This is a genomic window from Pseudomonas sp. FDAARGOS_380, from assembly GCF_002591235.1.
Taxonomy (GTDB): domain Bacteria; phylum Pseudomonadota; class Gammaproteobacteria; order Pseudomonadales; family Pseudomonadaceae; genus Aquipseudomonas; species Aquipseudomonas salmasensis.
Genome location: NZ_CP023969.1, coordinates 3,564,480 through 3,581,810 on the forward strand (window position 1 = coordinate 3,564,480; position 17,331 = coordinate 3,581,810).

The window sequence follows — 17,331 nt, forward strand, 5'->3', positions numbered from 1 at the left end:
CGCTTTTCAAAAGTGAGCCGCTGTCAGAGCGGAACCCTAGGTGGCCGTTACCTAAATAATGGATATGTACGCGGTCAGACCTAACATCTTGAACGGCTGTCAGGCCGCCTTCGCGAGCAAGCCCGCTCCCACATTTGGATCGCCGGGCGTCAAGTAGATATGCACTGGCCGCCGGGGCCGTCACGGGAGCAAGCTCCCTCGCCACAGGTCCAGCGTCGCACCAGAGTTGTGTAGATACCTATGCTCATCGCAGGCAAGCCACACATTGGATGTATGCTTGCCGCCAGTGTGCTTTAGGCCTCGATGCCGAGCATATCCCGCGCCAGCGCCTCGGCGATCCGGATCCCGTCGACACCCGCCGATAGAATCCCACCGGCATACCCCGCGCCTTCACCGGCCGGGAACAAGCCTTTGACGTTCAGGCTCTGCATCGACTCATTGCGGGTAATGCGCAATGGGGACGAGGTGCGGGTCTCGATGCCGGTCAACACCGCATCGTGCAACGAGTAGCCTTTGATCTGCTTCTCGAACGCCGGCAAGGCTTCGCGGATGGCTTCGATGGCGAAGTCCGGCAAGGCCAGGGCCAGGTCGCCCAACGACACTCCGGGTTTGTAGGACGGCTCCACACTGCCTAGCGCGGTGGAGGGCTTGCCGGCGATGAAGTCGCCCACCAGTTGCGCGGGGGCCTCGTAGTTACTGCCGCCGAGGATGTAGGCGTGGGATTCCAGGCGTTCCTGCAACTCGATACCGGCCAACGGGCCGCCCGGGTAATCCACCTCGGGGGTGATGCCTACCACGATGCCCGAGTTGGCATTACGCTCGTTACGCGAGTACTGGCTCATACCGTTGGTCACGACGCGATGGGGTTCCGAGGTCGCGGCCACGACGGTGCCGCCCGGGCACATGCAGAAGCTGTAGACCGAACGGCCATTCTTGGCGTGGTGCACCAGCTTGTAGTCCGCAGCGCCCAGCTTCGGGTGGCCAGCGTATTTGCCCAGGCGCGCGGCGTCGATCAGCGACTGCGGGTGCTCGATACGGAAACCCACCGAGAACGGCTTGGCTTCCATGTACACGCCGCGGTCGTGGAGCATGCGGAAGGTGTCACGGGCGCTGTGGCCCAATGCAAGAATCACATGCTTGGAGAGGATCTGCTCGCCGCCGTCGATGACCACGCCGTTCAACTGGCCGTCTTCTATCAGCACGTCGGTGACCCGCTGTTCGAAGCGCACTTCACCGCCCAGGGCGATGATCTGCTCGCGCATGTTTTCCACCACGCCGGTCAGGCGGAAGGTGCCAATGTGCGGCTTGCTGACGTAGAGGATTTCTTCCGGCGCGCCGGCCTTGACGAACTCGTGCAGCACTTTGCGACCGTGGAATTTCGGGTCCTTGATCTGGCTGTACAGCTTGCCGTCGGAAAAGGTACCGGCGCCGCCTTCACCAAATTGCACGTTGGATTCGGGGTTGAGCACGCTTTTGCGCCACAGGCCCCAGGTGTCCTTGGTGCGTTGGCGTACTTCCTTGCCGCGCTCGAGGATGATCGGCTTGAAGCCCATCTGTGCCAGCAGCAGCCCGGCGAAAATCCCGCAGGGGCCAAAGCCCACCACGATTGGCCGCTCAGCCAGGCCTTCCGGCGCCTGGCCCACCACCTTGTAGCTGACGTCCGGTGCCGGGTTGACGTTGCGGTCGTCGGCAAACTTGAGCAGCAGGGCGGCTTCGCCCTTCACATTCAGGTCAACGGTGTAGATGAAGCACAGCTCAGAGGTCTTTTTACGCGCATCGTAGCTGCGCTTGAACAGGGTGAAATCGAGCAGGTCATCACTGGCGATGCCCAGGCGCTGCACGATGGCAGTGCGCAGGTCTTCTTCGGGATGGTCGATGGGCAGCTTGAGTTCAGTGATTCGTAACATGACAGGATCCGGTAGGCGGCGGGCAAGGAGGCCGGCTGTTTTGCAAACCGGCGATTATAAGCCCCAATGGCGACTTTCCGTCAGGTTAATCGTCCCGCGAGCCGCCGAACGCCGCGCAACCACGCTGCACCTGGCCGTTCACGCGCAACTCGGCGCTCATGTGTTGCAGGCTGCCGCTCACACTGTCGACGCAGCGCTGGGGCGCCACCCACAGTTCGATGTGCTGGTTATTGGCTTCGGTCATCAGGTTGAAACGGCCGTCGCCCAGTTGTTCCTCGACGTACGGCACTGCCAAAGGTGGCTGGCCCTCGCGTTCCAGCACCATGCCCTTGGCCGTGACATTCATTGCCCAGGCGGGTTTATGGCCATTGGCTCGCAGGATCATGCGCTTGAAGTCCGGGTCGGAGCAGGCTGAGGTCGAGCGTTCGACGCGATACAGCTGTTGCAGGTCTACTGAACCCTGGGTGCCGCTGGCGACCCCGGAAAACTTGCCACGCAGGTCGGCAAACAGCATGCCCTGCTGGCCGGCCAGCGAGGCCGCTTCCTGCAGGACGCTGGTGCCGCCGGTGTCGTTGACCACGTAGCTACGCTGGTCGCCACACGGCTGGAACAGCAGTTTGCCGTCCACCGCCGTCAACTCACCCTGCATACGGGTCAGCCCGACAGTCGATGGCTTGGCCGGCTCGCTTTCAAACAATTGGCAGGCGGCGAACAGAGGAAGCAAGGCAAACAGGGCGAGGGTACGGGCGGCGCGCATTATCGGGTCTCCAGGCAAGTGCCGCCACGTTACGCAGGCTGGCCGTGCATCACAAGCCCGCTTGCCAGCTTCAGGCGTTTCTTACAGATATCACCTTCAACCTACGATAAAGGTCTGACCGGTTTGCAGGCCCTCGACGCTTTTCGCGTAAGCCAGCGCCACATCGGCGGCGGGGGCCGGTTTGTAGCCGCGGAAATAAGGGGCATAGCTGCCCATGGCTTCCAGCAACACCGTCGGGCTGACCGAGTTGATGCGCAGGCCGCGTGGCAACTCAATGGCCGCCGCTTTGACGAAGGCGTCCAATGCACCGTTGACCAAAGCAGCCGAAGCGCCGGTGCGGATCGGATCACGGTTCAGAATGCCGCTGGTGAATGTGAACGAAGCGCCATCGTTGGCGTACTCACGACCGATCAACAGCAGGTTGACCTGGCCCATCAGCTTGTCACGCAGGCCCAGTTCGAAATCGCTGTCGTTCATGTCTGCCAGGGGCACGAAGTTGACGTTGCCTGCCGCGCAGATCAGGGCGTCGAACTTGCCGGTCTGCTCGAACAGCCTGCGGATCGAGGCGCTATCGCTGATATCCACCTGAAAGTCGCCGCTGGTGCGGCCGATGCTGATCACTTCGTGGCGCTGGGCCAGTTCCGCCTTGACCGCTGAACCGATGGTGCCGCTGGCACCGATCAATAGGATTTTCATCGTGCTGTTCCTCTGGGCTGATTGCCTGTAGGAGCGAGCTTGCTGGCGAAGAACGTCAACGATCACGCGGTAAAAATGACTACACGGCGGCGATCTTGAGTTTTTCGCGAGCAAGCTCGCTCCTACAGGGGTATGGGTTCGCATTCAGTCTAGTGTGGCTTTTTAGCTGGATAAACGCGCTAATAGGCAACCTTTGGTTTTCAAATGGAAACAATCCATGAGCGAAATGGATGGCCTGACGGCGTTCGCCGTGCTGATCGAAGCCGGCAGTTTCACCGTGGCGGCTGCACAATTGGGCTGCAGCAAAGGGCAGTTGTCCAAGCGCATCAGCCAGTTGGAAGCGCAGTTCGCCGTGGTACTGCTGCACCGCACCACGCGCAAGCTGAGCCTCACCGCTGCCGGCGCGGCGTTGCTGCCCCAGGCACAAGCGTTGGTGGTGCAGGTAGAGCGCGCCCGCCAGGCCTTGGCGCGGCTCAAAGATGATTTGGCCGGCCCTGTGCGTATGACCGTCCCGGTGTCGTTGGGCGAAACCTTCTTCGATGGTTTGTTGCTGGAATTCTCCAAGCAATATCCCCAGGTGCAGATCGAACTGGAGCTCAATAACAGCTATCGAGACTTGGCACGCGATGGCTTTGACTTGGGCGTACGCTCCGGCGCCATCGAACATGAACGCCTGGTAGCCAAGCCTTTGCTGGCCTGGCATGAGATGACCTGCGCCAGCCCGGCTTATCTGGAACAGCATGGCGAGCCGCAGACCCCGGCAGACCTGGCGGCGCACAGCTGTTTGCTCAACAGCCATTACAGTGGCCGCGAGGAATGGTTGTACCACCAGCAACACGAATTGCTGCGGGTAAAGGTGAGCGGCACCTTCGCCTCCAACCACTACAACCTGCTGAAAAAAGCCGCGTTGGTCGGCGCCGGTATTGCCCGCCTGCCGTCCTACGTTCTACCCGCGGAACTGGCTGACGGCCGATTGCGCTGGCTGCTGCGCGACTATCAGACACGCAGCATGCCGATGTACCTGGTGCATCCCTATCAGGGCGGCCTGCCACGGCGTACCCAGGTGTTGGCCGACTACCTGGTGGACGGGTTCAAGCGCAGCGGCGAGGCACTGGACCGACTTCAGCGATAACGACGGGCAATCAGGTGGTCGATGGACAGCCAACCCGGCCCTTTGGCAAGCAACAGCAATAACAGTGCAAGCCAGGTGCCGTGAGTGGGATAGGCGTCCGGGTAGACGAACAGCTGGATGGTCAGGGTCATGCCGATCAAGGCCAGGGCCGAAAAGCGCGTGGCGAACCCCAGCAGGATCAATACCGGAAAAAAGTGCTCGGCAAAGGTTGCCAAGTGCGCTGCCACCTGCGGCGACAGCAGAGGCAACTGGTATTCGCTGCGAAACAAAAACAGGGTCGAGGCGGCAAGTTTGGGCTCGCCCCATTGGAAGGTGCCGCTGATCAGGTCGATGGCAAAGCCTTCGACCTTGGTCTGCCCGGACTTCCAGAACACCGCCGCAATGGAGAAGCGCGCGATAAAGGCGATCAGGCTGTAGGGGATTTTTTCAAACAGTGCGACGGTTCGCTTTACCAGGCAGGGAGCGGAAGTGTTCATGGCAATACCTCGGGTTGCAGGTGCAAATGGGTGATGGCGTCGTGGCTGATCAACAGCGTGAGACATTGGTGCAAATCGAATTCGGTGGAGGCTTGCAGGGCATCAGCTATGGCCATCTCCAACCCAGCGCCTTGGTTGAGGCGGTTGATAAAGGTCACTGATCCGCTGTCGACGGCGAATACCTTGACCGCCAACCCTTGGCGCAAGACCAGCGCGCCTTGGGCATGCCAGGGGTTCAAGTTGGCGACGGCCCCGTCGGTCTGGTGCGCCGCCCAAACCGATACCACCGCGTAGGACGATTCCAGCGTGGCGAGTGACGGATGCAGTCGTACACGCAGTTGCCCCAGTTGCGCGCAACCTTGCAGTTGCTCAAGTACGCTGTGCTGATCCAGGACCTGGCAATCCGCCGCGTGATAAGCGCGAACCCGTAAGCGTTCCAGCCGAGCGACATCGGCCAGGTAGGGCACGCTTGAGGCCGGTTCGAAAGCCTGGATAAAGTCAGCGAACGTGCCGCCGTACTCACTGATCAACGGGCTGATAGGCGGGTGGGCTTGGACATACAGGCCGGCCATGGCGCGGAAAAACTCATCGCCGACCAGTTGCCGCGCCACCGGGTAGGCGGCTGCCAAAGCATTGATCAACGCGCTATGCACATTGTTTCGATACACCGCAAAGCGGCTCGCCGGCTCGGCACCGTTGCTGCTGAACACGCCCTCGGGGCAGGTTGCTTGCGGGGCCAGTAAAGCCTGGGCAAATGCCTGCTGAATACTCATCGGGCCACCTCTGACAAATACCCTTCGGCCTGCCGGGCCTCTGCTTGCAACACGCTGAACGCGGGCACGTGGTTGTCCCGCTCGATCAGTGTTGCCACCGCTCCCGTCCGTGCCAATACCTGTGCGTACAACTGCCACACGGCGTTATCGATCGGCGCGCCGTGGTCATCGATCAGCAGGCGGTCGCCCAAGCTGTCGGTGTCTTCGGCAAAACCGGCCAGATGAATCTCGCCCACTGCGTGTAATGGCAAGGCATCGATGTAGGCCAGCGGGTCGCGCTGGTGATTGATGCAGGACACGTAGACGTTGTTGACGTCGAGCAGCAGGCCGCAACCCGTACGGCGGACGATCTCGCTGATGAAGTCGGTTTCGTCCAGGGTAGAGCGCTGGAACTGCAAATAGGTGGACGGGTTTTCCAGCAGCATCGGGCGCTTGAGCGTGCTTTGTACCTGGTCGACGTGTGCGCATACCCGCTCCAGGGTGCTGGCGTCATAGGCCAGAGGCAGCAGGTCGTTGAGAAACACCGGGCCGTGGCTGGACCAGGCCAGGTGTTCGGAAAAAGACTGGGGTTGGTAGCGTTCGATCAGCGTGGCCAGGCGTGCCAGGTGCTCGCGGTCCAGAGGGCCTTCGCCGCCGATGGACAGGCCGACGCCGTGCAGTGACAGGGGGTACTGCGCACGAATCAACCCCAGATAGTGGTGAAACGGGCCGCCGGCCACCATGTAGTTTTCGGCGTGTACTTCGAAAAAACCGATGTCGGGGCAGGTCTCGAGCACCTCGGTGAAGTGCTCGGTCTTGAGCCCCAGCCCGGCCCGATAGGGCAGGCCGGGCGCCTGAGCCGGTGAGACCGCGTGTTGGGCTGTAAGCGTCATCATCAATACTCAGGCTGCGCGGGGGTCAGGATTTGGCGGTGAAGGCCGCTTCCTGGCCAAAACCGGTCGGCGAGGTGGTGCTTGGGGTCTGGGTGCACGTGCCGGCAGGGACCAGTTTCCAGGCATTGGCCTGGTCTTTGGTTTTGGAGGTGCCAGCGCAGGAAGTACCGGCGCCTGCGGCGCAATCATTCTTGCCGGCTTCAGCCACGCCGAAGCATTTCTGCATGTCGTCGGCTGCGTGGGCGGTGGTGGTCAGGGCGGACAGGCTCAGGGCAGAACCAAGGGCCAGAACGAGGGTGGCAGCGGACAGTTTGGTGGTCATGGTGTGTCTCCAGCAGTGGTTGAATGCGCAGGCTTGATTGCCTGCATGCACCACTAGAGAGGGCTCGACGAATTGCGTTACACAGACTTCGGAAATAAATTAAATATTAGGGTTCACACCAAACAAATGTGGGAGCGGGCTTGCTCGCGAATGCAGTGTGTCAGCCAACAGTTTCCTGGCTGATTCACCGCATTCGCGAGCAAGCCCGCTCCCACATTTTTGATCCGGTTTCTATGGCAGCCTTTGTTTAGCCGCCCAGGTACGCCTCCCGCACCTTCGGATCGGTCAGCAATTGCTCACCGGTGCCCTGCATCACCACCCGGCCATTCTCCAGCACATAGGCGCGGTCAGCGATTTTCAGCGCCTGGTTGGCGTTCTGCTCTACCAAAAACACCGTCACACCGTCCTTGCGCAGCTGTTCGATGATGTCGAAGATCTGCTGGATGATGATCGGTGCCAGGCCCAGGGAAGGCTCGTCCAGCAGCAACAGCTTGGGCTTGCTCATCAGCGCCCGGCCGATGGCGAGCATTTGCTGCTCGCCGCCGGACATGGTGCCGCCGCGCTGGCTGAAGCGCTCCTTGAGGCGGGGGAACAGGTGCAGCACCTTGTCCATCTGCTCCTGGTAATCGCCCTTGTCGGTAAAGAACCCACCCATGGCCAGGTTCTCTTCGACGGTCAGGCGCGAGAACACCCGACGGCCTTCGGGCACCACCGCAATGCTCTTGCGCATGATCTCGGCGGAGTGCTTGCCCACCAGTTCTTCACCCATGTAGCGGATGCTGCCACTGTAGGCTTGCGGCGAACCGCACAAGGTCATCAGCAAGGTCGATTTGCCGGCACCGTTGGCGCCGATCAGGGTGACGATCTCACCCTGGCGCACTTCCACATTGACGCTGTGCAGGGCCTGGATCTTGCCGTAGAAAGTGGAAACGTTTTCGAATTGCAGCATTTTACGCTTCCCCCAAATAGGCTTTGATCACTTCAGGATTGTCGCGGATCTGCTCCGGCGTCCCGTTAGCCAGTGGCGTGCCCTGGTTGATCACCACGATGTGGTCGGAGATGCTCATGACCAGTTTCATGTCGTGTTCGATCAACAGCACGGTGGCGTTGTTTTCCTCACGCAGCACACTGATCAGCGCCTTGAGGTCTTCGGTTTCCTTGGGGTTCAGGCCGGCAGCGGGTTCGTCGAGCATCAGGATGCGCGGGCGAGTCATCATGCAACGGGCGATTTCCAGGCGACGTTGCTGGCCGTAGGCGAGGGTACCGGCCGGGCGGTTGGCGAACTCGGTCAGGTTGACCTTGTCCAGCCAATACGCCGCGTATTCCATGGCCTCGCGTTCGCTCTTGCGGAACGCCGGGGTCTTGAACAGGCCGGCGAAGAAGTTGGTGTTCAAGTGACGGTGCTGGGCGATCAACAGGTTCTCGACCGCCGTCATGTCCTTGAACAACCGCACGTTCTGGAAGGTCCGCACCACGCCTTTGCGCGCGATTTCGTGGCCGGCCAGGCCCTGGATCGGCTGGCCGTCCAGCAGGATGCTGCCACCGCTGGGCTTGTAGAAACCGGTGAGGCAGTTGAACACGGTGGTCTTGCCGGCGCCGTTGGGGCCGATCAGCGCTACCACTTGCTTCTCTTTGACGGTCAGGGCCACGCCATTGACCGCCAGCAAACCGCCGAAGCGCATGCTCAGGTTTTCGACTTTCAGGATCTCGCGGCTCATTTGCGCAGCTCCATGTGTGGACGTTGCATGGGCAGCAGGCCTTGAGGGCGCCAGATCATCATCAGCACCATCATGGCGCCGAACATCAACATGCGGTATTCGCTGAACTCACGCATCATTTCCGGCAGCAGGATCATCACGATGGCCGCCAGGATCACGCCCAGTTGCGAGCCCATGCCACCCAATACCACGATGGCGAGAATGATCGCCGACTCGATAAAGGTGAACGATTCCGGCGTCACCAGGCCTTGGCGAGCGGCGAAGAAGCTGCCGGCGAAACCTGCGAACGCAGCGCCCAGGGTGAATGCGGAAAGCTTGATGATGGTCGGGTTCAGGCCCAGGGCGCGGCAGGCGATTTCATCTTCGCGCAACGCTTCCCAGGCGCGCCCGATGGGCATGCGCAGCAGGCGGTTGATCACGAACAGGGCCGCCAATGCCAGCAACAGCGCGACCAGGTACAGGAACACCACTTTGCTCACCGGGTTGTAGGCAATCCCGAAGTACTCGTGGAAGGTCTGCATGCCTTCGGCGGCGCTGCGGTCGAACGACAGCCCGAAGAACGTCGGCTTGGGGATGCTGCTGATGCCGTTGGGCCCACCGGTGATGTCGGTAAGGTTACGCAGGAACAGGCGAATGATTTCGCCGAAGCCCAGGGTCACGATCGCCAGGTAGTCACCGCGCAGGCGCAGCACCGGGAAGCCCAGCAGGAAGCCGAACGTGGCCGCTGCCATACCGGCCAGTGGCAGGCAGATCCAGAAGCTCCAGCCCAGGTAATGCGAGAGCAGCGCGTAGGTGTAGGCACCCACGGCGTAGAAGCCCACATAACCCAGGTCGAGCAGGCCGGCCAGGCCCACCACGATGTTCAGGCCCAGGCCCAGCAACACGTAGATCAGGATCAGGGTGGCAATGTCGACCGCGCCGCGCGAGCCAAAGAACGGCCAGATCAGTGCTGCGATGATCAGCCCGATGATGATGTAGCGCTGGGTGCGCGGCAGGGTCAGAAATTGGCTGACCTTGGGCGACACCAACGGGCCACGGTTGCCCTTGAACAAGGCACCGACCTGCTGGGTGAACAGTACACGCAGGAACATCAGCACCGAACACAGCGCGATGACGGTCAGGGTGACGGGCCCGGTGCCATGCACTTCCAGGTTGATGCCGACAATGCTCAGCTTGAGACCGAGTACCGGAAAGGCCACGGCCCAGACCAGCAAGGCGCTGAAAAACGCCGATTTAAGATATCTGCTCATACTTTCTCAACCTCCGGACGGCCCAGGATGCCGGTCGGACGGAACAACAACACCAGAACCAACAGGCCGAACGCGACGACGTCCTTGTACTGGTCACCGAAGATATCGGCACCAAAGGCTTCGGCCACACCCAGCACCAGCCCGCCGAGCATGGCGCCCGGAATGCTGCCGATGCCCCCCAATACCGCTGCGGTAAAGGCCTTGAGGCCCACCAGGAATCCGGCGTTGGGGTTGATCACGCCGTATTGCATGCTCAGCAACACGGCCGCCACGGCCGCCAGCGCAGCACCAATGACGAAGGTCAGGGCGATGATGTTGTTGGTGTTGATGCCCAGCAGGTTGGCCATCTTGATGTCTTCGGCGCAGGCCCGGCAGGCGCGCCCCAGACGGGAGCGGGAGATGAACAGCGTCAGGCCCAGCATGGCCACCAGGGTGACCACGAAAACCAGAATCTGCATGTACGAAATCAGCACTTCTTGTGCGCCACCCGGGCCGAAGGAGATGCTCCCCGGAATCAGGTTGGGAATGGACTTGTCCTTGGAGTCCTGGGACAGCAATACGGTGTTCTGCAGGAAAATCGACATGCCGATGGCAGAAATCAGCGGGATCAAACGGTTGCTGCCCCGCAGGGGACGGTAGGCAACCCGCTCGATGCTGTAGCCATAGGCACTGGTTACGATGATCGACGCCAAAAACGCAGCGGTCATCAACAGCGGCAGGGAGTGGATCCCCATCATGGCCAGCCCGGCAAGGGCGATGAAGGCCACGTAGGAACCAATCATGTACACCTCGCCATGGGCGAAGTTGATCATTCCAATGATGCCGTAAACCATTGTGTAGCCAATGGCTATCAAGGCATAGGTGCTGCCAATGGTCAGGCCATTAACCAGCTGTTGGAAAAAATGATAGATCTCAGGCATTACAGCGCTCCTAAAAACCCGATACGCATTTCACTGGTGGAGTCATTTCCGGCTCGGTGCCCTGTTCTGTGACCAGGTTGCACAAAGCGTTTGCCAGCGAACCGCTGGTGACGGTTTTAAGATTTTCAGGTGAGCCAGCGCCCGGATCGCGGGTGACATGGCCCATAAACCTCGTAAAACAAAGCCCACTGCTTGCACAGTGGGCTTGTTGACCAGTAACGCCTGGCTTACTGAGGGGAAACTTCGGTTTTTGGTTTACCGAAGTGCCATTCGTAGACCACGAACTTGAAGTCCTTCAGGTCGCCCTTGGCGTCGAAGCTCAGGTCGCCCGTAGGGGTCTTGAAGGTACCGGCGTGGATGGCCTCGGCCACTTTGGCGGTGTCTTCGCTTTTGGCCGCAGCAATACCACCGGCAATCACTTCAACTGCCGAGTAGGCCGGGAACACGAACGGACCGGTTGGGTCCTGCTTGTTCTTGGCGAACTCTTCAACGATGGCTTTGTTGGCAGGGTCGGTGTCGAAGGATTTCGGCAAGGTCACCAGCAGGCCTTCGGAAGCGACCTGGGCGATTTGCGAGATGGAGTCGTTACCCACGCCTTCTGGGCCCATGAACTTGGCGTTCAGGCCTTTTTCCTTGGCTTGGCGCAGGATCAGGCCCAGCTCAGGGTGGTAGCCGCCGTAATAGACGAAGTCGACGTTGGCTTGCTTGAGTTTCTGGATGATCGAGGAGAAGTCTTTGTCGCCGGCGTTCAGGCCTTCGAAGACGGCAACCTTGGTGCCTTTCTTCTCGAGGGTCTGCTTGACGGCGGTAGCGATGCCTTCACCGTATTGCTGCTTGTCGTGCAGTACGGCAACGATTTTCGGCTTCACGTGGTCGGCGATGTAGTTGCCGGCCGCTGGGCCTTGTGCGCTGTCCAGACCAATGGTGCGGAAGATCAGCTTGTAGCCACGGGACGTGATTTCAGGGCTGGTGGCAGCCGGGGTAATCATGATGACGCCTTCGTCTTCATAAATATCCGACGCTGGCTGAGTGGAGCTGGAGCAGAGGTGGCCGACGACGAACTTGACGCCATCATTGACCACTTTGTTGGCAACGGCCACGGCTTGTTTTGGATCGCAAGCGTCGTCGTACTCCTTGGCTTCAAGCATCTTGCCGTCTACGCCGCCCTTGGCGTTGATGTCTTTGATGGCTTGCTTGGCACCCATGAATTGCATGTCGCCGTATTGCGTCACCGGACCGGTCTTGGGACCGGCGATGCCGATCTTGATGGTGTCGGCTGCGAACGAATGGCCGGCAACCCCAGCCAGGACCATAGCGGCAAACAGTTTGGAAATCTGCTTAGTAGCCTTATTCATAGTGCTCCACTCTTACTGTTGTATTTTTTATAGTTCTAGCGGCCTTGTGAGCTGCAGAACCGGATCAGATATCGCGGATATCCCCCCGGCATTGCCCTGGCAACTGTACCGGTACAGTGTAGAGCGCTGGCTGATGGCTTGAAAAGCTGGCAGCTGGGGGCAAAACCTGGGTATGTCGCTTAAATGAAAGAAAAAGACAGAATCGCGGCGGGATGCGAACAGCTTTCAAGGCATTCCTTGGCTTTCCTGGCACTTTCAATCGTTACTTCATTTGCTACTGGGTTTTTCTGCCTGAGCGACGGGGCTATGATTGCGCCGATTTTTTACTCAGGTGAATTCCCATGACGCAAGAACCAAGCACCCTCTATGCCAAGCTGCTCGGTGAAACCGCCGAAATTTCCTGGAAGGAGCTTGAGCCGTTCTTTGCCAAGGGTGCCCTATTGTGGGTCGATGCCAGCCTGGATTTGATCGAGGCAGCCGAGGGAATGGCCGAAGACAACCGGGACAAAGTCGCCGCCTGGCTAGCCGCCGGGAGCCTTGGCGAAGTGTCTGCGACGCGGGCATTGGACCTGGTTGAACGGGATCCGAGTTTATGGGCGGTGGTGGTCTCGCCCTGGATCCTGATCCAGGAAAGGGCACGACTCTGAGGCGCTGCACTTATTTGGCGCGAACTGAAGAAGGTTAAAGTGTGTAATCGAGTAGCGTGATGGCTCTTTGCCGTGAAGAAACGTCACACGCCAGGGTGACGTTAACGTCACGGGCACAGTTGTATGCCTTCTGCCACGCCGTTTTAATTGTTATAGGGTATGTCAGGATCTTCCCGGTAAGTATGTAACGCTGTTTCCAGCGACACATCCGTAATTCTCAGCCCTGAAATCATTGACTCAGGGCTCGACCATGCAACCGACTTACCGATTGTCCTCCACGCCTGCCGCAAGCCTTGCGGCGACGCAGGACAACGAATACAAGACCCATTACCGCGACCAACTCCAGGGCATCGACACCACACTGCAGTTCCTGCGGTCTCGCCCCACCTTCTCGGCTTTTATCAATGAACGGGTAAATGCGACGTTCACGTCCACCGCAAACCTGGACGCGTCTCGGGTATTTATCAAAAGCGATCCGAGCGACGTTGTGGTTGCGCAGGACGCCGTTCAGGCGACTCGGCTGCTTCCTAGCGTGATGGATGCTGTCATCAGACGAATCGTTGACCAGCAACCCGCGTCTTTTGCCAGCCGCAGCACTACTTTTACCTTTGACCGCGACGAGGAAGCCGACGAGCAGTTGCCCTCATCGCTGACACCGGCTGCATTTGACACGTTTCTCGATGAACTGTCGGCTTCGCTGCAGACGGCCTACCGGGCGTGCCTGGATACTTTCTGGAAACAGGCAGTCAGTACGACCGACCCGCGCTTGCCCCAGGATTCTGTGATCTCGGCACGTAGCAAACAGATCAGCGTGGAAGCTTCCTTGCTCAGGGCCGATGGGACGCTGAACACCAACGGCTTGCGCCTGGTCGAGACGTTCGTGGCATATCCCGATGCGGTCGCACGGCAAGCAAGGCCCAACAGGCCAGCGGCCTACGCAGTGGTGTTGAAGGGCGCAGGTACTGGCGCTGATATGCCTTTGCAGGGTGCGGTGATGCTGACCGCTAGGGATCCTTTCGATTCGTCCTCCAACAGGAGTAAGCCGCTTGCACCGCTCGTGGCTCGCCCGGTAACAACCAGCGTCAATGTGGGTATCGTCGTTTTGTTTACACCTAATCGCGGCCTCGAGGCGTTCCAGTCCTTGGCGCTTCTGGATCAGGAACTGCATCGGCGATTAAACACCGACTACGAGTTCGATGGCCTATTCTCCCTGCTTGCGGACAAACACTACGAGCCGGCGACGGCCCTGCGTGATAAGGCACAGACCACCGGTTGCTTTGACTACCAAGAAATCCTTGAATCAGTCTTCAGCGCCAGCGTGGCGGCGCAGTATGAAAAGCTGGTCGATGATTTTGCGTTCATGGTGAGTCGGTATCAGCGAAGGGGCACCGATGAAGACTTCAGCCAGCTGCCAGTCAGCCTGGATCGAACCATGGACATGCAAAAGTGCTTCGGCGTCAGCGAGGTGTTGCGCGCTCGTGAAACCAAACGCTCCAAGGCCGAACTCGAGCAGTTTTTAAGCGCGGCCTCAGAGGCCGATAAACAGGCCTGGGCAGCGGCCGCGCGTGACTACCTGGGCGAACTTGAACGTGCTTATACCGGGGAGGGGTTGCCCTCGGTTTTACAGTATGGTGACCAGCAGACGCTATTGGCCTACAGCAGTGAGCAACTGGCCCAGGCGCTGGAAAACCAGTACGGCATCGAGACGGACCCGTGCGATATTCAGGTCACTGTTCGTCGGCCCAACCCCGCGTCTGGTCTTTATTTTCCCGGCGCCAGGCCCAATCCGCAGAGTGGCCAGCCGCACTATTCCACTGACACTAAAAGCCTGGCGGCGCTGGCCCTGGAAAATGTCGACTATCTGGACGAGGTGTTTGTGGCCAAGTCCCAATTGAGCCTGTACGGGGAGCCCTACACGGCGTTGACCACGCAACAGGTCAAGGACCTGGTACGTGACGTGGATATTGGCGGCTCCTACATTGAGTTTCTCAATAAACGTCTTCTGACATCGGCCGAAGCCAAGCAGCTCAAGCAGAGTTTCGTCGACGTCATGTGCAAGCAGCTCAGGGTCGATGGGATTGAAGCCAAGATTGCCAAGGACTTTACGAGCGACAGTTATGCACGGGTCAAAAGCGTGCTTGACCACCCCACCGAGACTGCGGAGCGGGCCAAGGTGGGGGGCTATGAAGTCAGCGTTTCGGCGCTTTATATACGTGATATTCACGTGCGCGGTGTCCTGGCGGTAACCTGCGCCAACCCGAAAAACAATGTGATCGCCTTGTATACCCCACGGTCCCCGGATGGGCGCGCCTTTCGCGAATACACCGGTATGACGCAACTGTTGGATCAATTCGTCAATAACAATGCGTGGCAGGATTATTTATTTGAGCGCATGGATGGTTCTGCGCTGCCACGACTGCGAACCACATTCAGAAGAGGGATTTTCCGAAGCGAGATCTCTCTGTGGGGGATCAAGGGCAATTTTCTGGAGCGGGCCTACGATTTCGAGGCCCGCGCTGCCATCGCTCAGGCTGACCGCAAGACCACCAGTACCCATGAGTCAAATGTGCGCAGCACCTGGACGGTAATCGAAGGGTTGGTTGAAGTGGCGTTAGCGATTTCCCCGGTCAAGGTGACGTTTGTCATTGGCTTGGTGCGCAGCGCAATGGCGTTGAGTGCCGCCCTGGATGCTTTGCAAAATGATGACAGCGTGGGGGCGACTCATGAGTTTGTCAGGGCATTCGGCTATATGGTGGGGGCGTTGATTGACGGTGCGGTGGGGTTCGCGCCTGTGCGCCTTCCTTCGGCGCGGCCAGGCTTGCCGCACCAGATGGCGCTCAACGCGGCGCCCAAGGACGTCACGCCATTGGCCGGCTGGGAAAGCCAAGGGTTTTATACCCGCGCGGGAAAAGGCTCGACGCCCGGACAGCATTTCCTCAAGGAAAAGGACCAGTGGTTCAAGGTCATCTATGACGAGACGACGTCAATCGGAACCTGGCGTTTGCAGAGCCCTCGTCGAGAGGGTCGGCATCACTATCACCTGCCGCCTATTACTCGCAACACGGCTAACGAATGGATCATACGCTCGCCCGAGAGTGGCCTGAGGGGCGGTTATCACTCGCGTATGGCACGTGATGACCTGATGCGGCTCTACCCAGACCTGGGTGATGTGCAAGCGGCACGGGTCCTGGATTCGTTCGAGTTTCCCGCCGGGCGGGAACGGGCCATGGAGCTTCGTCTGGTGCGGCGTCTGGGGGATGGCCCGCTGGAATTGCAAGCCATTGGGCTGCGCGATATTCCTGTCGAATTTCGTCAATACCTCAATGCGACCACGACGCTCGATCAGGCCAGGCTGCGGCTACAGGGTATAGACCCAGGGCGTACCGCCCCTGTTGCCCTGCCGGCGGCGCGCGCGAGTGTCATCGTGACTCAGCAATGGAAGTCCTGGGGCACGAAGATTGATCCTGCCTTGCTGCAACGTAAGTCTGATATGTTCAGTATCTGGGAGTACAAACCGGTTTACAGCCAGCAATCGGGTTGGTCTCAGCTCGAAGGCAACTTTATTAAAATCGATGATCTTTACTATCGCACCCATGAGAATCCGCTGTGGTTTGCCGACAATGTAAGTATCTACAAGCCGGGTACCACCTATGACGACTTTGACAGCTTTGAACTGATGTTGCGCAACAACCCCACCGAACAACCGATGATCGCCACCTATGATCGGGCCGCCTACTTACGGGGAGCACAAAGCTGGGAGGTCATCGAAAGAAGACCGTTTGAGAAAACCATCACGGCCTATGTTCAAGAGGCGTTTCCAGACTTGACTTCAGTGAGCCACACGCAGATCGCTCGGGCTGTATTCAATAAGTATCGCAAGGACTACAAGTATGTGGACATGCTGCGGGTATGGCGTACTGGGCAGACAGCCTTGGATACCCCTTTGTCACTGCTCGAACCGACGCGGCACACGATAGGATCGAACCCGAGGATTCCTCTGGGGCGCGCGCACGAAGGTACGCAGCCAGCAGCCTGGCGGCGTGTGGATTTTGCTTCGGATCGCTTTGAACCGCACTTCAATCACGCCGTCACGCGTCCGGGGCCGGTGACGCTGCGGGCATTGATGACCGAAGTAATGGCCAAGGTTGCCCATGGAGAGCTTCTGGAGGTGTCAGGCACCAAACTGCTGTTCAGGCGAGCAGGGGACGATAGGTTGTATTGTTTGCACCTGGTCGATACGTCGGGGGCGTTTATCGCTGACCGGGCGTTCCGAAGAACCTTACATCGATCCCTGGACTATCGGGGGGTGAATAGGGGGCAATTTGGGCTGCAGTACACCAGTTTCACAAATACGGACTTCGGTACGGCGCTGCATCACCAAAAGGTCATGAATCTGATTGGCGGACTCCAACACAACAGGCGTAGCGTCCAGCCCTCCCAGCTGTTCATTATCAGGTTGGATACCTAGCGCTTGGTTCTAGGTGTCTCCCCTGCACACGGCTTGTT

Annotated in this window: 15 protein-coding genes; 3 read left to right on the forward strand and 12 right to left on the reverse strand. The window is 59.4% G+C overall.

Annotated elements, in window-relative coordinates; genetic code table 11:
- Positions 1–293: 293 nt before the first annotated feature.
- The 3 genes from CRN80_RS16685 to CRN80_RS16695 form a co-directional block, all read right to left on the reverse strand.
- Entirely contained in the window at positions 294–1,907 is a 1,614-nt protein-coding gene (locus tag CRN80_RS16685) for an NAD(P)/FAD-dependent oxidoreductase (RefSeq protein ID WP_019817841.1), read from the reverse strand.
- Between the two features lie 85 nt (positions 1,908–1,992).
- On the reverse strand, positions 1,993–2,664 hold the full coding sequence (locus tag CRN80_RS16690) for a COG3650 family protein (protein ID WP_032895666.1): 672 nt from the start codon (positions 2,662–2,664) through the stop codon (positions 1,993–1,995).
- Between the two features lie 96 nt (positions 2,665–2,760).
- The gene (locus tag CRN80_RS16695; protein WP_032895667.1) at positions 2,761–3,360 is read right to left on the reverse strand and encodes a short chain dehydrogenase; all 600 of its coding nucleotides are present in this window, start codon (positions 3,358–3,360) and stop codon (positions 2,761–2,763) included.
- 217 nt (positions 3,361–3,577) lie between these two features.
- Here CRN80_RS16695 and CRN80_RS16700 point away from each other — a divergent pair, with 217 nt between their 5' ends.
- Positions 3,578–4,492: a LysR family transcriptional regulator gene (locus CRN80_RS16700; protein WP_098950616.1), complete on the forward strand. Its 915-nt coding sequence runs from the start codon at positions 3,578–3,580 to the stop codon at positions 4,490–4,492.
- On the opposite strand, the gene CRN80_RS16705 is transcribed toward CRN80_RS16700, so the two are convergent.
- From CRN80_RS16705 to CRN80_RS16745, 9 genes are all read right to left on the reverse strand, one after another.
- The gene (locus CRN80_RS16705) at positions 4,483–4,968 is read right to left on the reverse strand and encodes a DoxX family protein (RefSeq protein ID WP_032895670.1); all 486 of its coding nucleotides are present in this window, start codon (positions 4,966–4,968) and stop codon (positions 4,483–4,485) included. The two genes, CRN80_RS16700 and CRN80_RS16705, sit on opposite strands and share 10 nt — an antisense overlap.
- Complete coding sequence (locus tag CRN80_RS16710) at positions 4,965–5,741, reverse strand: DUF2063 domain-containing protein (protein ID WP_098950617.1); 777 nt, start codon at positions 5,739–5,741, stop codon at positions 4,965–4,967. Before CRN80_RS16710 ends, CRN80_RS16705 begins: the two co-directional genes overlap by 4 nt.
- Positions 5,738–6,616 (reverse strand): DUF692 domain-containing protein, encoded by an 879-nt coding sequence (locus CRN80_RS16715; protein WP_098950618.1) that lies wholly within the window; start codon positions 6,614–6,616, stop codon positions 5,738–5,740. Before CRN80_RS16715 ends, CRN80_RS16710 begins: the two co-directional genes overlap by 4 nt.
- A 22-nt stretch (positions 6,617–6,638) precedes the next feature.
- Positions 6,639–6,935 carry a DUF2282 domain-containing protein gene (locus CRN80_RS16720; RefSeq protein WP_014717277.1) on the reverse strand — a complete coding sequence of 99 codons (297 nt, stop codon included), beginning with the start codon at positions 6,933–6,935 and terminating at the stop codon, positions 6,639–6,641.
- A 247-nt stretch (positions 6,936–7,182) separates the two neighbouring features.
- Positions 7,183–7,884, reverse strand: a complete 702-nt coding sequence (locus CRN80_RS16725; RefSeq protein WP_003193540.1) for an ABC transporter ATP-binding protein — start codon at positions 7,882–7,884, stop codon at positions 7,183–7,185.
- A gap of 1 nt (position 7,885) precedes the next feature.
- Positions 7,886–8,653: a high-affinity branched-chain amino acid ABC transporter ATP-binding protein LivG gene (gene livG / locus CRN80_RS16730; RefSeq protein WP_003193538.1), complete on the reverse strand. Its 768-nt coding sequence runs from the start codon at positions 8,651–8,653 to the stop codon at positions 7,886–7,888.
- A complete protein-coding gene (locus CRN80_RS16735) occupies positions 8,650–9,903 on the reverse strand; it encodes a high-affinity branched-chain amino acid ABC transporter permease LivM (protein ID WP_003193536.1) in 1,254 nt (417 codons plus the stop codon). The genes livG and CRN80_RS16735 overlap by 4 nt, the downstream gene beginning before the upstream one ends.
- Positions 9,900–10,823 carry a high-affinity branched-chain amino acid ABC transporter permease LivH gene (gene livH / locus CRN80_RS16740; RefSeq protein ID WP_003193535.1) on the reverse strand — a complete coding sequence of 308 codons (924 nt, stop codon included), beginning with the start codon at positions 10,821–10,823 and terminating at the stop codon, positions 9,900–9,902. The genes CRN80_RS16735 and livH overlap by 4 nt, the downstream gene beginning before the upstream one ends.
- Before the next feature lie 227 nt (positions 10,824–11,050).
- The gene (locus CRN80_RS16745; protein WP_032895675.1) at positions 11,051–12,178 is read right to left on the reverse strand and encodes a branched-chain amino acid ABC transporter substrate-binding protein; all 1,128 of its coding nucleotides are present in this window, start codon (positions 12,176–12,178) and stop codon (positions 11,051–11,053) included.
- Positions 12,179–12,519: 341 nt separating this feature from the next.
- Here CRN80_RS16745 and CRN80_RS16750 point away from each other — a divergent pair, with 341 nt between their 5' ends.
- Both CRN80_RS16750 and CRN80_RS16755 read left to right on the forward strand, forming a co-directional pair.
- Positions 12,520–12,825: a DUF2288 domain-containing protein gene (locus CRN80_RS16750; RefSeq protein ID WP_032895676.1), complete on the forward strand. Its 306-nt coding sequence runs from the start codon at positions 12,520–12,522 to the stop codon at positions 12,823–12,825.
- A gap of 250 nt (positions 12,826–13,075) precedes the next feature.
- Positions 13,076–17,293 carry a dermonecrotic toxin domain-containing protein gene (locus tag CRN80_RS16755; RefSeq protein WP_098950619.1) on the forward strand — a complete coding sequence of 1,406 codons (4,218 nt, stop codon included), beginning with the start codon at positions 13,076–13,078 and terminating at the stop codon, positions 17,291–17,293.
- The last annotated feature ends 38 nt before the right edge of the window (positions 17,294–17,331 follow it).